The organism is Hydrogenophaga sp. ANAO-22, from assembly GCF_042466645.1.
Classification (GTDB): domain Bacteria; phylum Pseudomonadota; class Gammaproteobacteria; order Burkholderiales; family Burkholderiaceae_C; genus Hydrogenophaga.
The window spans coordinates 952,963-973,295 of the sequence record NZ_CP159956.1 but is presented as its reverse complement, the minus strand read 5'-3'; the positions used below and the strand labels follow the sequence as shown (position 1 = coordinate 973,295).

General features: G+C 68.7%; 19 protein-coding genes. 9 read left to right on the top strand and 10 right to left on the bottom strand.

What is annotated here, in order from left to right:
* Positions 1 to 80 precede the first annotated feature (80 nt).
* Positions 81 to 1,010, top strand: a complete 930-nt coding sequence (locus ABSY19_RS04545; protein WP_382159467.1) for a LysR substrate-binding domain-containing protein — start codon at positions 81 to 83, stop codon at positions 1,008 to 1,010.
* On the opposite strand, the gene ABSY19_RS04540 is transcribed toward ABSY19_RS04545, so the two are convergent.
* The gene (locus tag ABSY19_RS04540; protein WP_382159465.1) at positions 988 to 3,603 is read right to left on the bottom strand and encodes an ATP-binding protein; all 2,616 of its coding nucleotides are present in this window, start codon (positions 3,601 to 3,603) and stop codon (positions 988 to 990) included. The two genes, ABSY19_RS04545 and ABSY19_RS04540, sit on opposite strands and share 23 nt — an antisense overlap.
* Before the next feature lie 147 nt (positions 3,604 to 3,750).
* On the opposite strand from ABSY19_RS04540, the gene ABSY19_RS04535 reads away from it, so the two are divergent.
* Positions 3,751 to 4,113: a response regulator gene (locus tag ABSY19_RS04535; protein ID WP_382159463.1), complete on the top strand. Its 363-nt coding sequence runs from the start codon at positions 3,751 to 3,753 to the stop codon at positions 4,111 to 4,113.
* Between the two features lie 38 nt (positions 4,114 to 4,151).
* On the opposite strand, the gene ABSY19_RS04530 is transcribed toward ABSY19_RS04535, so the two are convergent.
* A complete protein-coding gene (locus ABSY19_RS04530) occupies positions 4,152 to 4,388 on the bottom strand; it encodes a hypothetical protein (RefSeq protein ID WP_382159461.1) in 237 nt (78 codons plus the stop codon).
* Between the two features lie 238 nt (positions 4,389 to 4,626).
* Between ABSY19_RS04530 and ABSY19_RS04525 the strand changes: the two genes are divergently transcribed.
* The 4 genes from ABSY19_RS04525 (at position 4,627) to ABSY19_RS04510 (ending at position 8,508) form a co-directional block, all read left to right on the top strand.
* Positions 4,627 to 5,118 carry a DUF421 domain-containing protein gene (locus tag ABSY19_RS04525; RefSeq protein ID WP_382159459.1) on the top strand — a complete coding sequence of 164 codons (492 nt, stop codon included), beginning with the start codon at positions 4,627 to 4,629 and terminating at the stop codon, positions 5,116 to 5,118.
* Between the two features lie 129 nt (positions 5,119 to 5,247).
* Positions 5,248 to 5,547 carry a hypothetical protein gene (locus tag ABSY19_RS04520; RefSeq protein WP_382159457.1) on the top strand — a complete coding sequence of 100 codons (300 nt, stop codon included), beginning with the start codon at positions 5,248 to 5,250 and terminating at the stop codon, positions 5,545 to 5,547.
* Between the two features lie 104 nt (positions 5,548 to 5,651).
* Positions 5,652 to 6,134 (top strand): hemerythrin domain-containing protein, encoded by a 483-nt coding sequence (locus ABSY19_RS04515; protein WP_382159455.1) that lies wholly within the window; start codon positions 5,652 to 5,654, stop codon positions 6,132 to 6,134.
* 40 nt (positions 6,135 to 6,174) lie between these two features.
* Positions 6,175 to 8,508: a catalase gene (locus ABSY19_RS04510; protein ID WP_382159453.1), complete on the top strand. Its 2,334-nt coding sequence runs from the start codon at positions 6,175 to 6,177 to the stop codon at positions 8,506 to 8,508.
* 7 nt (positions 8,509 to 8,515) lie between these two features.
* On the opposite strand, the gene mltB is transcribed toward ABSY19_RS04510, so the two are convergent.
* From mltB to ABSY19_RS04490, 4 genes are read right to left on the bottom strand one after another with little or no spacing between them, the layout of a single operon-like run.
* Positions 8,516 to 9,619 carry a lytic murein transglycosylase B gene (mltB, locus tag ABSY19_RS04505; protein ID WP_382159451.1) on the bottom strand — a complete coding sequence of 368 codons (1,104 nt, stop codon included), beginning with the start codon at positions 9,617 to 9,619 and terminating at the stop codon, positions 8,516 to 8,518.
* Positions 9,595 to 11,613: a transglutaminaseTgpA domain-containing protein gene (locus ABSY19_RS04500; RefSeq protein ID WP_382163679.1), complete on the bottom strand. Its 2,019-nt coding sequence runs from the start codon at positions 11,611 to 11,613 to the stop codon at positions 9,595 to 9,597. The genes mltB and ABSY19_RS04500 overlap by 25 nt, the downstream gene beginning before the upstream one ends.
* On the bottom strand, positions 11,610 to 12,587 hold the full coding sequence (locus ABSY19_RS04495; protein WP_382159449.1) for a DUF58 domain-containing protein: 978 nt from the start codon (positions 12,585 to 12,587) through the stop codon (positions 11,610 to 11,612). Before ABSY19_RS04495 ends, ABSY19_RS04500 begins: the two co-directional genes overlap by 4 nt.
* Positions 12,584 to 13,504: an AAA family ATPase gene (locus tag ABSY19_RS04490; protein ID WP_382159447.1), complete on the bottom strand. Its 921-nt coding sequence runs from the start codon at positions 13,502 to 13,504 to the stop codon at positions 12,584 to 12,586. Before ABSY19_RS04490 ends, ABSY19_RS04495 begins: the two co-directional genes overlap by 4 nt.
* A gap of 26 nt (positions 13,505 to 13,530) precedes the next feature.
* Here ABSY19_RS04490 and ABSY19_RS04485 point away from each other — a divergent pair, with 26 nt between their 5' ends.
* From ABSY19_RS04485 to ABSY19_RS04475, 3 genes are read left to right on the top strand one after another with little or no spacing between them, the layout of a single operon-like run.
* Positions 13,531 to 14,484, top strand: coding sequence for a histone deacetylase family protein (locus tag ABSY19_RS04485; RefSeq protein WP_382159445.1), 954 nt, complete (start codon positions 13,531 to 13,533; stop codon positions 14,482 to 14,484).
* A gap of 35 nt (positions 14,485 to 14,519) precedes the next feature.
* Positions 14,520 to 15,329 (top strand): enoyl-CoA hydratase, encoded by an 810-nt coding sequence (locus tag ABSY19_RS04480; protein WP_382159443.1) that lies wholly within the window; start codon positions 14,520 to 14,522, stop codon positions 15,327 to 15,329.
* Between the two features lie 27 nt (positions 15,330 to 15,356).
* On the top strand, positions 15,357 to 16,685 hold the full coding sequence (locus ABSY19_RS04475) for a mechanosensitive ion channel family protein (RefSeq protein ID WP_382159441.1): 1,329 nt from the start codon (positions 15,357 to 15,359) through the stop codon (positions 16,683 to 16,685).
* On the opposite strand, the gene ABSY19_RS04470 is transcribed toward ABSY19_RS04475, so the two are convergent.
* From ABSY19_RS04470 to ABSY19_RS04455, 4 genes are all read right to left on the bottom strand, one after another.
* Entirely contained in the window at positions 16,662 to 17,957 is a 1,296-nt protein-coding gene (locus tag ABSY19_RS04470; RefSeq protein ID WP_382159439.1) for a TRAP transporter large permease, read from the bottom strand. The two genes, ABSY19_RS04475 and ABSY19_RS04470, sit on opposite strands and share 24 nt — an antisense overlap.
* Complete coding sequence (locus ABSY19_RS04465; protein WP_382159437.1) at positions 17,954 to 18,466, bottom strand: TRAP transporter small permease; 513 nt, start codon at positions 18,464 to 18,466, stop codon at positions 17,954 to 17,956. Before ABSY19_RS04465 ends, ABSY19_RS04470 begins: the two co-directional genes overlap by 4 nt.
* 79 nt (positions 18,467 to 18,545) lie before the next feature.
* Positions 18,546 to 19,559, bottom strand: coding sequence for a TRAP transporter substrate-binding protein (locus ABSY19_RS04460; protein WP_382159435.1), 1,014 nt, complete (start codon positions 19,557 to 19,559; stop codon positions 18,546 to 18,548).
* A gap of 56 nt (positions 19,560 to 19,615) precedes the next feature.
* Positions 19,616 to 20,257 (bottom strand): hypothetical protein, encoded by a 642-nt coding sequence (locus tag ABSY19_RS04455; RefSeq protein WP_382159433.1) that lies wholly within the window; start codon positions 20,255 to 20,257, stop codon positions 19,616 to 19,618.
* Positions 20,258 to 20,333: the final 76 nt, after the last annotated feature.

The following is a 20,333-nucleotide window of genomic DNA, read 5'->3' as shown; positions in this document are numbered from 1 at the left end:
CTGGTGGGCGTGAATGCTAGTTTTGGCCCCCGGCCCAGTCCAATACCATTTGATCCCTCATTGATAGAATTTCGGCATCAATGAAGACCTACCCCAGCCTGCGGCGGCTTCAGCAGTTCCGCCACCTCAGCGCCACGCTGAACTTCCGCAAGTCGGCCGAAGCGCTGCGCATCGCGCAGCCCGCGCTCAGCCGTTCCATCAAGTTGCTGGAGGAAGAGCTGGGCTTCCCGCTCTTCGTGCGCACGACGCGGTCGATGGAGCTGACCCCGGCCGCCGCCCATCTGCTCGGGCAGCTCGATGCGGTGTTCGACGGCCTGCACCAGGCCGTGCGCGAATCGCGCCGCCTGGCCGGCAGTTCGAGCAAGCGCAAGCTGCTGATCGGCTACTCGGCCCAGGCCGCCAACAGCGCCATGCCGGAACTGCTGTTCAGCTTTGGCGTGGGTTTCCCCGATGTGGAGCTCAACCTGTTGCAGGCGCCGTCCGAGCGCCTGTTCGCCGAGATCGTCGCGGGCGATCTGGACGCGGCCTTCCTGCTGCTGCCGGCGTCGCTGGCGCCGTCGCCTTCACTGGACCGGGTGCTGGTGGACTCGCAGCCCATCGTGGCCTTGTGCCGCGTGGGTCATCCGCTGGCGCGCAAGCGCAAGCTGCACTTGCAGGACCTGCGGGACGAGGGCCTGATCATCGGATCGCCGGGCCGCTGGGGCACCTTCCGCGAACTGCTGTTTGCGCTGTTCGAGCGCCACGCCTTCAAGCCCCGGGTGGTGTACGAGCCCGACGACACACCGATCCTGCTGGAGTCGGTGGCGCGCAGCACCCACGTGGCGCTCTACGGCGGCGGCATCGTGGGCAAGCTGCCGGCCAGCATCGTGGCGGTTCCGCTGGCGCACGACGACGCCTGCCTGCAGACCCACCTGCTGTGGCGAACGCCGACGGAGGGCGCACTGGCCGAGCTGGTGGACTTCGTGCGCGCCGGCCTCCCCGCCCGCGTCACGGGCTCAGCAGGGCCTTGACCCGGCTGGACAGCCCCGAGATCTCGAAGGGCTTGGTCAACACGGCCATGCCCGGGTCGAGGTGCCCATTGCCGACCGCGGCGTTGTCGGCATAGCCGGTGATGAACAGCACCTTCAGGCCCGTTCGCTGGATGCGGGCCGCGTCGGCCACCTGACGGCCGTTCATGCCCCCGGGCAAGCCGACGTCGGTGATGAGCAGGTCGATGCGCGCCTCGCTGTCCAGAATCTTCATGGCCGCGGGGCCCGTGTCGGCCGTGAGCACGTGGTAACCCGAGTCGGTCAGCACCTCCTCGATCGTGACGCGGATGCCCCATTCGTCCTCGACCACCAGGATGGTTTCGCCATCGCCCGCCTGCATGGGCGCGGGCCGTGGCGCTTCCTCCTCGTCAACACCGGGGCCGAGGTAGCGGGGCAGGTAGAGGCACATCGTCGTGCCCATGCCCACTTCGGAGTACACCCGCACCTGCCCGCCGGACTGGCGCACGAAACCGTAGACCATGGACAAGCCCATGCCGGTTCCCATGCCCAGGGGCTTGGTGGTGTAGAAAGGGTCGAAGATGCGCTCGATGACGTCGGCGGGCATGCCCGTGCCCGTGTCCGTCACGCACAGCGACACGTATTGCCCGCGCGGCAGGCTGCGCTCCCCGGCGGCGCGCTCGTCCAGCCACTTGTTCGCCGTCTCGATGGTCAGACGGCCTCCCTCGGGCATGGCATCGCGCGCATTGATGCAGAGGTTCAGCAGTGAGTTCTCGAGCTGGGACGCATCGGCCTTGGTGAACCACAGGCCGCCGGCGCCGACCACCTCGATGTCGATCAAGGGCCCCATGGTGCGGCGGATCATGTCCTCCATGCCCTGCACCAGTCGGTTGGCGTCGATGGGTTTGGGATCGAGCGTCTGGCGGCGCGAGAACGCCAGCAGCCGGTGGGTAAGCGCGGCGGCGCGGCGGATGGAATCCTCGCTCATGCCGATGTAGCGCTCCAGCCCATCCGTCGTGCCCTGTGTCAGCCGCATCTTCAGGATCTGCAGGCTGTTGCTGATGGTGCCGAGCAGGTTGTTGAAGTCGTGCGCCAGGCCGCCCGTGAGCTGGCCGATGGCCTCCATCTTCTGCGCCTGGCGGAAGTGGGACTCGATCTCCATCAATTCGGCGGTGCGTTGCTCGACCTTCTGCTCCAGTGTCTCGTTCGCCTCCCTGAGGCGGGCTTCACTTTCCTGCAAGGCGATGTGCCCTCGGGCGCGCTCCACCGACACGCGGGTGCGCTGGCCCACTTCGCGGATCAGGGAGAGTTCCTCTGCCTCCCATTCCCGAACCCGGTCGCAGTTCACGAAGAACACGGCGGCCAGCTGACCGTTTTCCATGATGGGCACGTTGACGAACGAGCGCGCGGATTTGGATTCGAGGGCCTCGGCCGCGAAGGCGGTGCGCGCATCGAGGCGCACGTCGGCGATGGCAATGAACTCGCCCAGCTTGAGGCTGTCGATGAAGGCGCCGTAGTCGCGCAGCCGCGTCGTGCCGGCCAGGCTGTCCACGCCGGGCGCGGCCCAGTCGCGATCGACCGTCAGTGTCTCCGTGGCGTTGTCGATGCTGCCGTATCCCACGCGGCTGGCCTTGAGTGCCTCGCCAAGGATTTCGGAGGCCGCGTGCGCGAGCTCCACCGGCGTTGACAGGGCCGCCAAACGATCCCCCAGCACCGTCAGGCAGTCCCGCTTCATTTCGGCCTGCACCCGGTCCGTGACATCGATCCCTTCCACGAAGATCCCGTCGACCTCGCCGGCCTCGTTCCTCAGGGGCTGGAACACGAAGTCGAGATAGCGTGTGTTGACCGGGCCGCCGGGTTCGGCCTGCGCCGCGTACCGGGCGCCCCGCGCCGAATGCGCCTGCCCGCTGGCATACACCTCGTCCAGCAGCTGGAGGTACCCCTGTTCCACCGCGTCGGGCAGCGCCTGCGCCACCGTCTTGCCGATCACGTCGCGGTGGCCCACCAGCTTGAGGTAGTTGGGGTTGACCAATTCGATGACATGCGAGCTTCCCCGCAGCATGGTCATGAACGACGGGGCTTGCTGGAACAGCTGCGCCATCCGCTCCCGTTCGCTGTGCACCTTGCGAAGGGCTTGCACCTTGGCGGTGGTTTCGACCACGATGGCCATCACGCCCACGGGCTGGCCGCTCAGGTCGAGCAGCGGCGAGTAGTCCAGGTTCATCCAGACCTGCTCGGCGCGGTTGTGGCGGTGCAGGATCAACTCCTGGTCTTCGAACCGCAGGTGGCCGCCGGCCAGGCACACCGTCATGACCTGATCGTTGAAGTCCGCCACTTCAGGCCATCCCTTGCGCACCTCCGAGCCCAGCAACTGAGGGTGGCGAAGACCCGAGAAGTGGGAGTAGGCGTCGTTGTAGACCATGAACCCCCGCTCGCCCCAGAGCATGACGATGGGCACCTGGGAACGCAGCATCAAGGCCGTGGCCGCTTTCACGTGGTCGTGCCATTGGTCGATCGGGCCGAGCCCGGTCGATGCCCAGTCGAACCGGGCGATGAGCCGGGCGAGCTCTCCGCCACCGGATAGAAATGGAGGGGGTTCCGGGCTCGCAGCTTCCATGGACGACTCCATTCAAGAACGACGCTGGCCCGGGCCGGGCAGGAGGGGGTGGACGCCGGCACATCGGCCCGCGCGTGCGAACGTCCGGCGAAAGGCATTATGCTGTCGCGCGAGCGGGCCCGTCGGGTCACCACAGGCACAACAGCCATGACAAACCAGGACCTGGACATATTGATCGTCGACGACTCGCGGGATGCCGCGGACTCGTTGACCACGCTGATGACCCTCATGGGGCATCGCGCGAGGGCGGCGTACAGCGGCCAGGAGGCGCTCGAGGTGGTGGGACATTCGCTGCCGCTGTGCGTCATGCTCGACGTGCACATGCCGGACATGGACGGCCTGGAACTGGTCCGTGCGCTGCGCCAGCAATGCGGCGACAACCTGGTGCTCATCGCGGTGACCGGCTCGGACCATGACGACGAGCTGGCGGCCGAAGTGTTTTCGTTGGTGGACTACCACTTCACCAAGCCCGTTTCGGCCGAGGCGCTGGCCAAGGTGCTGCAGGCGTAGCCATTCGCTGGCGGGCCGCGCCCCCGGCCGCGGTGGCATCACGACGGGCTTTCCGTTTTCAGGGCGCCGCGGATGTTCATGCCGGCCAGCCCGATCTGCAGGGCGATGAGCGCGTAGGCGCTCGCATGCCAACCCCAGGCGACCCACAGGGCGTTGCTGGCCAGGAACAGCCAGAAGCCGGCATGGCGCCGCCCGGCGCTGCGCGAGGCCACCAGCCAGGACGCCAGCAGCGTCACCAGCATGGCGGGCCATTGCATGAGGTCGAGCAAATCCATGGTTCTCCGGACGGTTGGTGCGCGTGATGGTGCCTGTCTGCGGCCGATCCGACTGTTCGCCATGGCACACAGCCCCGGGCGGTAAAAAGCGCTGCGGCCAGCGCGGATCCGCAAAATTTGCCGCAAGCGCGCGGGGCCCCATCCCGCCCGGCCCGTGAGCCGCGGGTGGCGGGTGGCGGGTGGCGGGCGCGTCGATTGCTCCGATCCGTGCTGTCGCATCGAGTGAGGTGAGGTACCCATGTTTGCACTGTCGACGCCCTGGTGGGAGTTGCCCGCAAGGGCCGCGATTGTCTATGCGGTGCTGCTGGTCTTGATGCGCCTCTCCGGCAAGCGCACGGTCGGCCAGTTCACGCCGTTCGACCTGCTGGTCGTGATGCTGTTGAGCGAGTCGGTCTCGGCCGGGCTCAGTGGGGGCGAGGAGTCGGTGACCGGCGGGCTGCTCGCGGCCGCGACACTGATCGGCCTCAACGTGGTGGTGGCGGTGGTGATCGCCCGCGGTCCGGGGCTGCAGAGCCTGGCCGAAGGCGCGCCGGTGCTCATCGGGCGGGACGGCCGCTTCTTCGATCAGATCCTGCGACGACAGCACATCCCGAGGCGGGACGTGGAACGGGCCTTGCGCGAGGCCGATTGCGACCTGAAGGACATGAAGTACGCGTTTCTGGAGGCCGATGGAGGCATCAGCGTGTTGAAGGCGTCCTCGGGTGCCGTGAAGGAAGACGACGGCGGATGACACGGAACCGCGGGTGAGCCGCGCCGGCACGCCTGTTGACGCGATGCGGGCACGTGCCTTGCCCAAAGGCCTTGCGTCCGATCCACCGTGGTCGCCGCAATCCTTTTCAACACATGCAGGAGCAACGACATGGCATCGGACAACCAGGACCGGCAAGGTCAACAGCAGGGCCAGCAAGGCCAGAACCAGCAGCAAGGCCAACAGGGCCAACAGGGCCAGAACCAACAGGGCCAGAACCAGGGCCAGCGGCCCGGCCAGCAAGGTGGCCAGAGCAACCCGGCAGGGCAGCGCGAGCAGAGCAACCCCGGCGGCTCCGACCAGCAAGGCCGCAAGGAAGTCAACCCGTCCCAGCAGCAGGACGGCTCCCGTCCCGGTGCCCGCGAGCAGGACGACAACACCCGCCGTCCGGGCGACAACAACGCTTCCTGAGCGCTGACGCAAGGCGCCCACCCTGTCCCATCCGGGGCAAGGTGGGGCTTTGTTTCTTCATCACAACAACATTCCCGTCCCCACACCGACACCAGGAGCCCTCCATGGCCATCACCCGAACCGAAGCAGACGCATGCACCCTGTTGGACACCGACCACAAGGCGGTCAAGAAGTTGTTCAAGACCTACGAAGAGCTTGCCGGCTCCAAAGCGCGCGGCGTCGCACAGAAGAAGCTGGAACTGGCGCACCAGATCTGCCAGGAGCTCACGGTGCACGCCACCGTGGAGGAAGAAATCTTCTACCCCGCGCTGCGGGAAGCCTTGAAAGAGACCGACATCCTGGCCGAAGCCGAGGTGGAGCACGCGGGTGCCAAGGATCTGATCGCCCAGATCGAAGCCATGGAAGAAGCCGACGAGATGTTCGACGCCAAGGTCAAGGTGCTCGGCGAGTACATCGACCACCACGTCAAGGAAGAGCGCAACCAGATCTTTCCCAAGGCGCGGGCCGCGCGCGGGCTGGACCTGGTGGCGATGCGTGAGGAGTTGCAAGCCCGCAAGGACGCCCTGATGGGCATGGAATTGGCCTGACGGTACCGCCTTCCCTTCCCCGCATTTCTGGAGCTCCACCATGGCAAAAAAATCCCCTCCCGTGTCCGCTGGTCCATCGCCCTCGGCGGACAAAGCGGCCCAGACCGAGCAGCTGGCCGAGGGCATGCCGTTCAACGCCAACAAGGCCGGCGAACACGGTTTCGACAACGGGCTGGCGGTGCAGCCCGGGGTCACGGTGGAGCCGCCCTCTCGTCTGCCCACGGGCAGCACCCTGTCGGAGGAGAACCACTCGGACAAGACCGGCAGCGTCGCGGCCGAGGGGATCAACTGGGCCATCGAATCGCTGGACCGGGTGCGCGTGGACTCGTCGGGCCAGGTGCTCACGACCAACCAGGGCGTGCCCATCGCGGACAACCAGAACTCGCTGAAGTACGGCGTGCGCGGTCCAGCGCTGCTGGAAGATTTCATCCTGCGCGAGAAGATCACGCACTTCGACCACGAGCGCATTCCCGAACGCATCGTGCACGCACGCGGTTCGGGCGCGCACGGCTTCTTCGAGTGTTACGACGCGTTGACCGACATCACCAAGGCCGCGCCCTTCAAGGAAGCCGGCAAGGTCACGCCGGTGTTCGTGCGCTTCTCCACCGTGCAGGGCGAGCGAGGGTCCAAGGACACCGCCCGCGACGTGCGCGGCTTCGCGGTGAAGTTCTACACCGACGAAGGCAACTGGGACCTGGTGGGCAACAACATGCCGGTCTTCTTCATCCAGGACGCGATGAAGTTCCCGGACCTGGTGCACGCCGTGAAACCCGAGCCGCACCACCAGATGCCGCAGGCGGCCAGCGCGCACGACACCTTCTGGGACTTCGTGTCCCTGATGCCCGAGTCCACCCACATGCTGATGTGGGCCATGTCCGATCGCGGCATTCCGCGCAGCTACGCCACCATGCAGGGCTTTGGCGTGCACACCTTCCGCATGGTCAATGCCGAAGGCGACTCGGTGTTCGTGAAGTTCCACTGGAACCCGGTCTGCGGCACGCACTCGCTGGTCTGGGACGAGGCCGTCAAGATTTCCGGCGCCGACCCCGACTACCACCGTCGCGACCTGTGGGAACGCATCGAGGCGGGTGCCTTCCCCGAGTGGGAGCTGGGCCTGCAGATCTTCACCGAGGAGCAGGCCGATGGCTTCAGCTTCGACGTGCTGGACCCGACCAAGATCGTGCCCGAGGAGCTGGTGCCGGTGCGCCCGGTGGGCCGCATGGTGCTCAACCGCAACCCCGACAACTTCTTCGCCGAGACCGAGCAGGTGGCCTTCTGCGCGGCGCACATCGTGCCCGGCCTCGACTTCTCGAACGACCCGTTGCTCGCGGGCCGCATCCACTCGTACGTGGACACCCAGATCAGCCGCCTGGGCGGGCCCAACTTCCACGAGATCCCGATCAACTCGCCGCTGGCGCCGGTGCACAACAACCAGCGCGACGGCATGCACCGCCAGGCCATCCACCGCGGGCGGGTGAGCTACGAACCGAATTCACTGGGCGGTGGCTGTCCCTTCCAGGCCGGTGCCGCGCAAGGCTTCGTGTCGGTACCGGCGCGCATCCACGCCAAGGAAGAGCAAGGCAAGGTGCGCGCCAAGCCAGAGAAGTTCGCCGACCACTACACGCAGGCCACGCTGTTCTTCGAAAGCCAGAGCCCGGTCGAGCAGGCCCACATCGCGGCGGCCTTCCGTTTCGAGCTGTCCAAGGTCACGGTGCCCGCGATCCGCGAGCGCATGGTGGCCTCGCTGCGCAACGCCTCGGAGGCGCTGGCCGCGCAGGTGGCCGAAGGCCTGGGCATGGCGCGGCTGCCTGCGCCCATGCCGCGCGCGCTGGACAACCCGCCCAAGCCCGAGGTCAGCCGCTCGCCCCCGCTGTCGCTGCTCGCGCGCCCGGGAGATGGCTCGATCAAGGGCCGCAAGGTGGCGCTGCTGGTGGCCGATGGCGTGAACGGCCAGAGCGCGGTCGACGTGCATGCGATGCTGTTCGCGCAGGGGGCGGCGCCCCGCTTCGTGGCGCCACGCATCGGCCCGGTGAAGACCGCGGACGGTGTCGCCATCGAGGCCGATGCCTCGCTGGAGAACGAACCCGGTTTCCTGTTCGATGCGCTGGTGCTGCCCGACGGGGACGAGGGGGTTCGCGCGCTCTCGCTCGATGGCCACACGATGGAATTCATCAAGGACCAGTACCGGCACTGCAAGGCCATCCTGGTGCTGCCCGCGTCCGTCACGCTGCTGGAAGCGGCGGGCGCGTCCGCCACATTGCCTTCGGGCCAAGCCGATCCGGGCGTGGTGCAGGGTGGCGATGTGGAAACCTTCATCGCGGCCATGGCCAGGCACCGCCATCCCGAGCGCGAGACAGACCCGCCTCGGGTTTGATGAAGCCTCAGCGCTCGCCGACCAGCGCTTTCACCGCCTCGCCCAGCTCGATCACCGCCAGCGCGTAGTAGCTGCTCCAGTTGTAGCGCGTGACCACGTAGAAGTTCTCGGTGCCGGCGATGTAGCTGGACGGCGCGCCGGCGTTCTGCAGCTCCACCAGCGCAAGCTGGCCGGGGTGCTGCAGCGCAGAGCCTTCGAGCACCGCGCCCTTGGCGGTGAAGCTCTGCACGCCGAAGCTGGGCAGGATGTCGGGCGCGAGCAGGGTCTCGAAATCTTCCCTGCTCTGGTTCGGGTCGAAGCGCACCGGGTAGTGCGTGGGCATGCCGGGCTGCCAGCCGAAGGCCTTGAAGTAGTTGGCGACGGAGCCGATGACGTCGGCCTGGCTGTTGAAGAGGTCGACCTTGCCGTCGGCGTCGAAGTCGATCGCGTACTTCACCCAGCTGCTGGGCATGAACTGCGGCCAGCCCATGGCGCCGGCGTAGCTGCCGAGGTACGTCAGCGGGTCGGTGGCGGTGCGCTCGGTGAGGCTGAGGAACTGTTCGAGTTCGCTGCGGAAGAACTCGGTGCGCGCGGCGGCGCGCGGGTGGCTGGCCGGGAAGTCGAAGGCCAGGGTGGTGAGCGCGTCGATGACGCGGAAATTGCCGGTGTGCTGGCCGTACAGCGTCTCCACGCCGATCACGCCGACGATGAGGCTGGCGGGCACGCCGAACTCGGTCTCGGCGCGCGCCAGCGTTTCGCGGTTGGCTTCCCAGAAGCGCTGGCCGGCGCGCAGGCGCACGGGCTCGATGAAGCGCGCGCGGTAGGCGGCCCAGTTCTTGGGCACGCCGCTGGGCGCGGGCTGCATGAGGCGGATGACGGTGGGGATGCGCTGGGCCGCGCCGATTTGCTGGCGCACCCAGGCCGGGTCGAGGTTGCGGCGCTCGGCGAGGTCGGTGGCGAAGGCCATGGCGGCCGCGCTTTGCGCGTAGCTGTAGGCGGGGGCCTTGGCCGGGCTGGCCGGGCGCGCTTTCGCGGGCGACTGGGCCAGGGCGCTGGCGCTCAGGCACAAGGCCAGGGCGGACGAGGAGAGGAGACAGGCGAGGGCGTTCAACGGGGGTCTTTTCGGGGCCATGCCAGCTGCCGGAATTCGGTTTGCAGCGTGGCGAGGGTGGGAGTGTCGGCGGCGCCCGGGCGGCCGTACCGCTGGGCTTCGAGTTGCAGCAGCCATTGTGCAACGCGCCGCGCCGCGTCCGAGGCGCCCCAGTGCTGTTGCACGCGATGGGCGAGTTCGCGCGGGGGCGTGCGGTCGCTGCTGTCCAGGCCTTGCGCCTTGAGGCGCGCGCGGGCGCGCTGCAGCAGGCGCAGCCAGGGGTCGTGCTGCTGGCGCTCCCACAGTGTCCAGGCCGCGCCGATCAGGCTCACCAGCACCACCACGCCGATCAGCACGTAGGCCAGGTCCGCCCAGCTGGGCGAGCGAAAGCCCAGGTTCTTGAGCAGGTCGAGCTGGCGGCCCTGGGTGTAGTTCAGCACCCACTGGTTCCAGCTGTTGTTCATCGCCTCCCAGGCCGCGCGCAGCTGGGCGGCGATGTTGGGGTTGAGGTTGCGGATGGCGCCGGCGATGGCGCCTTCGGGCGCGCTCAGCCGCTGCAGCGAGCCGACGCGCCCGGGCGCGACCGCCGCGGTGGGGTCCACGCGCACCCAGCCCTGGCCGGCCTGCCAGACCTCGGCCCAGGCGTGGGCGTCGCGCTGGCGCACGGTCCAGTAGCCGTCGACGCTGTTCATCTCGCCGCCCTGGTAGCCGGTGACGATGCGCGCGGGAATGTCGAGCGCGCGCATGAGGATGACGAAGCTGCTGGCGATGTGTTCGCAGAAGCCCTGGCGGCGGTCGAACCAGAATTCGTCGGCGGTGTGCTGGCCGTACACGCCGGGCTCGAGCGTGTAGAGGTAGCCGCCGGTGCGCAGGCGCTCCAGCACCGCCGCCACGAGCCGGGGTGTGGCGTCGGGCCCTCTGCCGTGTTCGCGGCGCAGCTGCTGTGCGAGTTCGAGCGTGCGCGGGTTGTAGCCGGGCGGCAGCGCCACCTGTTCCTGCAGGGCGGGCGTGGGGGCCAGCGGGCCGTGGCGAAACGTGGTGTGGCTCACGGCGCTGAAACGCACCAGGCTGCCCATGGGACGGTCCGTGAGCCATTGCAGTTCGCTGGTCATGCGCACGCGCACGTCGGGCAGTTCGGGCGCCTGCGTGGCGGCTTCCAGCAGGAACAGCCAGGGCCGGCGGTGCGGCTCCATGGTCACTTCGTAGCGCACAGGTTCGCCCGAGACCGTGAGCTCGCTTGCCAAGGCCTGGCGCGCCGGGAATTCGGCGCGCGCGGGGCGCCATTCCACGCCATCGAAGGCGCTGAGCACGGGGCCGCGGAAGTACAGCTGGCTTTGCGGCGGTGGAGATCCCTCGAAGCGCAGGCGCAGGGCGATGCTGTCGTCCAGCACCAGTTCGGCGATCTGGCCCACGCGCATCGTGCTGGACAGGCCGCTGCGTCCCCGGTCGTCGGCGGGCACGCCCCACAAAGGCGAGAGGCGCGGGAACAGCAGGAACAGCACCAGCATGATGGGCGCGCCCAGGGCCGCCATGCCCAAGGCGATGCGCGCGGCCTGCGCCAGCGAGGGCCGCCCCACCGGCATGTGGGCGTTCACCAGCGCGGTGAGCAGGCCCAGCAGCGCGATCAGGATGCCCGCTGCCGTGAGCAGCGACTGCGAGTAGAAGAAGTGCGTGAGCAGCGTGAAGAAGGCCAGGAAGAACACCACGAAGGCGTCGCGCCGCGCGCGCATCTCCAGCGTCTTGAGCGAGAGCAGCACCACGACGAGCGTGACGCCCGCGTCCTGGCCCAGGAGCGTGCGGTGGGTGGCCCAGGTGGCCGCGAGCGTGAGGGCCAGCAGCCCCAGCCGCCAGGGCCAGCCGGGCAGCGGCAGGCCGCGCAGCGCGAGGGTGGCGCGCCACACCAGCACACCCGCCGTGAGCGCGCTGCACCACCAGGGGATGTGGGCGACCTGCATGGCGACCACCCAGCCGACCACGGCGAGCAGGAACAGTGTGTCGCGGGTCTCACGCGGCAGGGCGGAGAGGGTCTTGTTCAGCACAGCGCCAGCGCCTCCAGGCAGCGCGCGCGGTGCGCCGGGCCCTGGTCGGGCGCGATCTCGCGGCCGGGCACGCGCAGGCCGTAGTCCAGCCCCAGGCGGTCGGCCATCAGCACCCAGGCCGTCAGGCGCGAGAGGCGTGCTTCCAGTTCACTGGGGCCGCACTGCGCGTGGTCCAGCCAGAGCTGCTGGCGCTGGGTGGAGAGCGCGTCGCGGCTCACGAGTTCGTCGCGCCCGGCCGCGAAGGCCTGGGCGGCCTTCTTCCACACCACGGCCTTGATGGGGTCGCCCCGGCGGTAGGCGCGCACGCCGTCGAATTCGCCCGTGCTCTGCACGCGCGCGCTGCCCGAACTGCCGGCCTGGGGTTCGCCCGGCGGCAGCGGCGGCGGGTGGCTTTCGGGCTCGGGGTAGACCAGCACGGGGGCGGCCGGGCGCCACACCGTCCACACGCGGAAGGTGCCCAGCGGGAACAGCGTGAGCGCGGTGAGGGCCGGCAGCGCATGCAGGCCGCGCCCGGGCACCGGCCAGGCCACCTGCAGCGTGGTGCTGCCCTGCGCGGGCACGTCCGTCCAGGCCAGGGGGGCGTGCGCCAGGTCGGCGCCGATCACACCCAGGCCCAGGCCGTAGCGGATGCGAGGGCGTTCGCTGGTGAGGCGGATGTCCAGCGCGGCGGCCTGGCCGGCGTGCACCGGGTCGGGTGGGTTCAGGTGCAGGGTGGTGCCGCGCAGGTTGCCGTGGCACACGTGCATGCCCACCACCGCGCTGCCCGCGAGCAGGAAGGTGAGCAGGTAGCCCAGGTTGAGCTGGTAGTTGATGCTGGCCACGAGCAGCAGCAGCAGCGTGAGCGCGAGCATCCAGCCCGCTCGCGTGGGCAGGATATAGACGTTGCGCTGGGTCAGTGTGAGGGTGTCGCGGCGCGGCAGGCGGCTGTGCCACCAGGCCTGGATGCGGGCGCGAACCGGGGGGCGCTTCACGGCAAGGGCACAGCGTCCAGCATGGCCCGGACCTGTTCGACAGGGCCGCGCCCCGCGTCGCGCACGGGCGTGAGGCGGTGAGCCGCCGTCTGCGGCAGGATGGCGGCGATGTCGTCGGGCGCCACGTAGTCGCGCCCGCTCAGGTAGGCCTGGGCCTTGGCCGAGCGCACCACCGCCAGCGCGGCGCGCGGCGACAGCCCTTGGGCGAACCAGCGCCCGCTGCGCGTGGCGGCGACGATGTCCTGCAGGTATTCGAGCACCGGTTCGGCGGTGTGCACCTGGCTCACGGTGTGCTGCAGGCTGGCGAGGTCGGCCGGCGTGAGCGCGGGGGGCAGGCGTTCGAGCATGTCGCGCCGGTCCTGGCCGCGCAGCAGCTCGCGCTCGGCCGCGCGGTCGGGGTAGCCGATCGACAGGCGCATGTGAAAGCGGTCCAGTTGCGATTCGGGCAGGGCGTAGGTGCCGAGCTGGTCGTGTGGGTTCTGCGTGGCGATCACGAAGAAGGGCTCGGGCAGGGCGCGCGTCTCGCCTTCGACCGTGACCTGCTTTTCTTCCATGGCTTCGAGCAGCGCGCTCTGGGTCTTGGGGCTGGCGCGGTTGATCTCGTCGGCCAGCAGCACCTGGGCGAAGACCGGGCCGGGGTGGAATACGAAGTCCTCGCGGCCGCGTTCGTAGATGGACACGCCCACGAGGTCGCTGGGCATCAGGTCGGCGGTGAACTGCACGCGCGAGAACTGCAGGCCGAAGGAGCGCGCCAGCGCGTGCGCCAGGGTGGTCTTGCCGACCCCGGGCACGTCCTCGATCAGCAGGTGCCCGCCGGCCAGCAGGCAGGCCACGCAGTCCGAGACCTGCTGCGATTTGCCCACGATCACCGTGTTAAGCTGGCTCAGCAGCAGTTGGATTCTTGAGTCGGCTTGCATGCCGCGAACCATACCGTAAAACCACCATGAGTCAGGCCACTGGGTATTTCACCCACAAGGAATGCTGGCGACACGAGATGGGCGCCGGGCACCCGGAGTGCCCCGAGCGGCTCGACGCCATCGAAGACCGCCTGCTCATCAGCGGGCTGGACGTGGCGCTGGAGCGGCGCGAGGCCACGCCCGCCGCGATCGCCGACCTCGAACTGGCCCACGGCCGCATGCACCTGGCGTCGCTGCGCGGCCTGAGCGACCAGCTGCGCGACGACATGGCCGCCGGCGGCCCGGACCATGCGCAGGTCGACCCGGACACGTCCATCAACCCCCACAGCTGGGACGCGATCCTGATGGCCGCGGGTGCCGCCATCGACGCGACCGACGCCGTGATCGCCGGTGAGCTGGCCAATGCCTTCTGTGCGGTGCGCCCGCCAGGCCACCACGCCACGCGCAACCAGGCCATGGGGTTCTGCTTCGTGAACAACGTGGCGGTGGCCGCCAAGTACGCGCTGGAACGCCACGGCCTGCAGCGCGTGGCCATCATCGATTTCGACGTGCACCACGGCAACGGCACCGAGGACATCGTGGCGGGCGACGAGCGCATCCTCATGTGCAGTTTCTACCAGCACCCGTTCTACCCGGCTTGCGAGCACTCCACGGCGAGCAACCTCGTCAACCTGCCGGTGCCGGCCTACACCAAGGGCATGGACATCCGCGAGCTGGTGGACATGATGTGGCTGCCCCGGCTGGACGCGCACAAGCCGCAGATGCTCTTCGTGAGCGCCGGCTTCGACGCCCACCGCGAGGACGACATGGCGCAGCTCGGCCTGGTCGAGCAGGACTACGCCTGGATCACCGAGCGCATCAAGGAAGTGGCGCAGCGCCATGCCAAGGGGCGCATCGTGAGCTGCCTGGAAGGCGGCTATGCCCTCAGCGCCCTGGGGCGCAGCGTGGAAGCGCACCTGAGGGTGCTGGCCGGCGTCTGAACTTCTGCGGCGCACGGGCGTCCCATAATGTTCCGATGACCGAGCCCATCCCTTCCCCTTCCTCCGCCGCGGACGCGGTGCTGCTGAGTTCACGCGATGCGCGCGGCGTGCACACGCTCACGCTGAACACCCCGCGCAGTTTCAACGTGCTGTCCGAGGCCATGCTGGCGGCTTTGCAAGCGGCTGTCGACGCGGTGGCTGCCGACCCGCAGGCGCGCCTGGTCGTGATTGCCGCGAACGGCCGGGCTTTCTGCGCCGGGCACGACCTCAAGCAGATGCGCGCCACGCCCGAGCTGGCCTACTACCAGAAGCTGTTCGCGCAGTGCTCGCGCCTGATGCTGGCCATCCGCAAGCTGGAGGTGCCGGTGATCGCGCGCGTGCAGGGCCTGGCGACCGCCGCCGGCTGCCAGCTGGTGGCGCAGTGCGACCTGGCGGTGGCGAGCGACAACGCGAGCTTCGGCGTCAACGGCATCGACGTGGGCCTGTTCTGCGCCACGCCGGGGGTCGCGCTCTCGCGCAACATCCTGCCCAAGCAGGCGATGGAGATGCTGCTCACCGGCGACTTCATCTCGGCCGACGAGGCCAGGGTGCGCGGCCTGGTCAACCGCGTGGTGGCACCCGATGCGCTGGACGCCGAGCTGCAGGCCCTGGTGGAGCGCATCTTGGCCAAACCGCGCGAGGCCCTCGCCATGGGCAAGGCCTTGTTCTACCGCCAGCTGGAGACCGGCCTGGAGTCGGCCTACCAGCTCGCCGGCCAGAGCATGGCCTGCAACATGGCGCACGAGGTGGCGCAGGAGGGCGTGCAGGCCTTCATCGACAAGCGCCCGCCGTCCTGGCGCGCCTGAGCTTCCGACACCCGTTTCCGATCCGACATGAATCCCTCCACCAACCCCAAACCCATCGACGACATCGGCCTGTGGCTGGCCGGCTTCACGCAACCCACGGTGCTGGTCGAACTCGCCGCGCTGGCGATCTGCGTGGCCCTGGCCTGGGGCTTCAGCTGGGCGCTGCGCAACGCCTTGCGCATGCAGGAGGACAAGAGCTCGGTGCTGTTCGGCCGCCGCCTGATCGACGGCGTGATGTTCCCCCTGGCCTTGCTGCTGCTGGGCTACATCGCGCGCGCCATCGTCACCAAGTTCCTGCCCCTGGCGGCGTTCAAGGTGGCCATTCCCGTGCTGGTGTCGCTGGTCGTGATCCGCGTGGGCGTGAAGGTGCTGCAGGCGGCGTTCACCACCGCGCCCTGGGTGCGGGCGCTGGAGCGCACGATTTCCTGGGTGGCCTGGCTGGCCATGGTGCTGTGGGTCAGCGGCCTGTTGCCGGTGGTGCTGGCCGAGCTGGACGACATCACCTGGAAGATTGGCGCGAGCACCCTGAGCCTGCGCACCCTGCTGGAGGGCGCCATCACGGCCGGCGCGGTGATGATCCTCGCGCTGTGGGTCTCCTCCGCGATCGAGTCCCGGCTGCTGCGCAAGGCCACCGGGGGCGACCTGTCGATGCGCAAGGCGGTGAGCAACGCGACGCGCGCGCTGCTGCTGTTCGTGGGATTGATCATCGCCCTGTCGGCCGTGGGCATCGACCTCACCGCGCTCTCGGTGTTCAGCGGCGCCATCGGCGTGGGCGTGGGCTTCGGCCTGCAGAAGCTGGCGTCCAACTACGTGAGCGGTTTCGTGATCCTGGCCGAGCGGCGCCTGCGCATCGGCGACAACGTGAAGGTGGACAGCTTCGAGGGCCGCATCCTCGACATCAACACCCGCTACAGCGTGATCCGCTCGCCGGCCGGGCGCGAGTCCATCGTGCCCAACGAGCTGATGGTCATCAACCGGGTGGAGAACCTTTCGGGGGCGCTCACGCGCGTTTGGCAGACCTCGGTGGTGTCGGTCGCCTACGACAGCGACGTGGACCTCGTGAGCCGCCTGCTGCTGGAGGCGGTGAGCGCGCAGGCCGATGCGCTGAAGGACCCCGCCCCGCAGGCCTCGCTCTCGGCCTTCGGCGCCGATGGCCTGGAGTTCACGGTGGGTTACTGGATCAACTCGGGCGACGGCGCCGAGCAGCTGAAACTGAAATCCCTCATCAACCTGCAGATCCTGCGTTCGCTGCAGCAGAACGGCATCGACATCCCGTCGCCGCAGCGCGTCGTGCACATCAGGGAAATGCCACCGCTCGAAGGCCCGAAGGACTCAGCGGTTCATCAGGCTGGGTAACCACAGCGAGATCGCCGGGAAGGCGATCAGGATGCCCAGGCGCACGATGTCGGCCATGACGAAGGGCCAGACGCCCTGGAAGATCGTCTTGAGCTTGACCAGCGGCAGCAGCGAGTTCATGACGAACAGGTTCATGCCCACCGGCGGGGAGATCATGCCGATCTCCACGATGGTGACGATCAGCACGCCGAACCACACCGGGTCGAAGCCCAGGCCGGTGATCACCGGGAAGAACACCGGGATGGTGAGCAGCACCATCGACAGCTCTTCCATCACCAGGCCGAGCGCGACGTAGATCACCATCATCACCACCACCACCATGATGGGGTTGGGGCTGAACTGCAGCAGGAAGTCGCGCAGGTCGCCCGGCATGCTGGTGAAGTTGACGAAGCTGGTGAAGACCATCGCGCCGATCAGGATGGTGAACAGCATGGCCGTGGTGCGCGTGCTGTCGACCAGGATGTCCATCAGCACGCGCGGCGTGAGCGCGCCACGCAGCAGGGCGAACAGGAAGGCGCCCGAGGCGCCCACGCCCGCGCCTTCGGTGGCGGTGAACACGCCACCGTAGATGCCGCCGATGACCAGCGCGAACAACAGCACCACCGCCCAGATGCTGCGCAGGGCGGCCAGCCGCTGCGCCCAGTTGAAGCGTTCGCCTGGCGGGCCGGCCTGGGGGTCGCGCCAAGTGGTGTAGACCACCGCCGCGCACAGGCAGGCAATGGCCACCAGGCCGGGCAGCACCCCCGCGATGAAGAGCTTGCCGATGTCGGTCTCCGTCATGATCCCGTAGATCACCATGATGGTGGACGGCGGGATCAGGATGCCCAGCGTGCCGCCGGCCGCGATGGAGCCGGTGGCCAGCGTGTCCTTGTAGCCGTGTCGCTTCATCTCGGGGTAGGCCACGCGCGTCATGGTCGCGGCGGTGGCGATGGACGAGCCGCAGATGCAGCTGAAGCCGCCGGAGGCGATGACGCTGGCCATGGCCAGGCCGCCCTTGCGGTGGCCGACGAAGGCGTTGGCGGCGGTGTAGAGCTCGCGCGCCATGCCGGCGCGGGCCACGAGGTTGCCCATCAACACGAACAGCGGGATGACCGAGAGCACGTAGGCGAAGCCGGTCTCGAAGATCACCTGGCTGGTGCTGGCGAAGGCCGGGGACCAGCCGCGCATCAGGCCCAGGCCGGTGATGCCGACGATGGCCATGGCCAGCGCGATGGGGATGCGCAGCAGCGCCAGGGCGAAGACGGCGAGGAAACCCAGGCTGGCTTCGATCATGTCGCGCCCCCGTCGAAGGTGGTGGGTTCGGGGTGGTGGGGCGCGGGCACCGTGACGAACACGAACAGCAGGTGCACCAGGCCGGTGAGGGCCAGCATGGCCGCCATCATCCAGGCCACCGGGGCGATGGAGAGCTGCAGGTGCACCGTGGTGTCGCCGTACTCGGTCAGCCGGTCCGCGCGCGTCGTCATGAGGTAGGCGAGGAAGCCGAAGGTGCCGGCGCAGATCAGGTGGACCACGCGCGCCTGGATGTCGCGCACCCACTCGGGCAGCATGCTGTCGAGCGAGTCGAAGACCACGTGCTCGTTGCGCCACGACACCAGGGGCATGGCACCGAAGATCACGATCACCATGAGGATCTCGGTGAGCTCCAGCCCGCCGGGCACGGAGTGGCTGAAGAAGCGGCGGCCGGTCACGTCCACCAGCGTGAGCCACATGATGGTGAACAGCGCCATGGCGGCCATGAGGCCGGTGGACCAGCGCAGGATGCGTTCCAGCGTCTTGAGCATGAAGGGGCCTGATGTGAAAAAGCCGGCTGGGCAGTGTGCAACAGACTGCCCGGCCGGCCGTGGGAGGTGGTGCGCTGGCTTACTTTACCTTGGCGATTTCGGCGCGGAACTCGGCGAGCACCGCCTTCGGGTCTTTCAGGCCCTTGGCCTGCGCGGCCTCGGCCCACTTGGTCTCCAGGCCCGCCTGCTTGTCCTTCACGGCCTGCACGAAGGCCGCGTCGGCCACGATGCGGGTCACGCCCTGGGTCTTCTGGAGTTCGCGGCTGGCCGCGTCGACGCGGTCCCAGCCCTCGCCGAAGATGCGCGCGGCGGTTTCTCCCGAGATCTTGTCGATCACGGCCTTGTCCTGCGCCGACAGGGCGTTGTACTTGCCCTCGTTCATCATGAAGACGAAGCTGGTGTTGTACAGGCCGCCGGGGAAGGTGGTGGCGTGCTTGACCATGCTGAGCTTGAACGAGGCGACCGACTCGTCGGGGAAGAAGGTGCCGTCCATCACGCCGGTGGACAACATTTCGAACGACTCGGGCGCGGGCTTGAGCGTGGTGTTCCAGCCCATGGCCTTGGAGAGTTCGTTGATGTTGCCGCCGCCGATGCGGAACTTGAGCTTGGCCACGTCGGCCGCGCTGGCCACCGCCTGTCTGGTGGTGAAGATGATGCCGGGCCCGTGCGTGAACACCGCCAGCGTCTTCACACCGCGGTGTTCGCCCAGCGGCGCGAAGTACTTGCTGTAGATGCGCTGGTAGGCCAGCGAGGTGGCGGTGGCGCTGTCGCCCAGGAAGGGGAATTCGGCGACCTGGGTGTTGATGAAGCGCCCGGGCGTGTAGCCGTCCACCGTGTACGAGATGTCGGCCAGGCCGTCGCGCACCGCGTCGAAGGTGCCGGGTGCCGCGGCCACGCCCTTGGGCAGGATGTTGCATTTCATGCGGCCCGCGCTGTCTTTTTCCAGCAGGTCGCACCAGCTCTTCTGCGCCATGCTCAGCGTGTGCGTGGGCGGCACCCAGCTGGAGACGGTGAAGACGGTCTGGGCCGAGGCCACGCCGCCGGCGAGCACGGTGGTGGACAGCACGGCGGTGGCAAGACAGCGAAGTTTCATGGGGTCTCCTGGGCGCGTTCGGGGGTGGCCTGCCTCCCTCGGAGGCGGCGAAATCACTATAGGTCAAGCCCTTGCGCGGCCCCCTCCAGACTTACCCGGATGGCCCTGAGTCGCTGTCGTCGCCTAGTCGTTCGGGGGATTTCCACCGGGTGGGCGGGCTGCAGCCGGGGCCGCGAGGGGGTGGCGTGCAGCGCGTCGCTGCCCAGCGTTTCGAGCAGGCGCGCGCCGGCGGCGAGTTGCTGGTGGGCCGGCAGGCAGCGCAGGTCGCCGAACAGGCGCAGGGCGTTCTCCGGCGGCGTGGCCGCCCGCGTGGCGAGGTACCAGAGGCGGAACACATGGGCCTCATCGCACAGCGGCATCTGGTGGACCAGGTTCATGACCGAGGCGAACAGGTAGTCGGCCGCGCTCTCGGTCGGGGTCTTGCCGCTGCCGGGCGTGCCGTGATCGCTTTGCCAGACGGGGCTGTTGACCAGGCGTTGCAGGCGCCGGGCCCGGCCCAGGCCTCGGTCCACCTGCAGGTTGGCCTCCCAGCTGCGCACGGGGTCGTCCAGCCCCTTGCAGGGCGAGGTGGCGCGCGCCAGTTCCATCGCCAGCGAACGCGCTCGCTCAGGCTCCTGGCAGCTGAACAGCAGGCGCACCGTGCGGCCGAGCATGCGCATGGTGTGGATGAGGGGGTCGGCGGGGAGAGGGGTGGTCATGCTGCTGAACTCGTCACGGGTCAGAACGTGCAGCGCAGCCTCGGGGGGGAACACGGTTTCTCGGGCACCGCGTTGC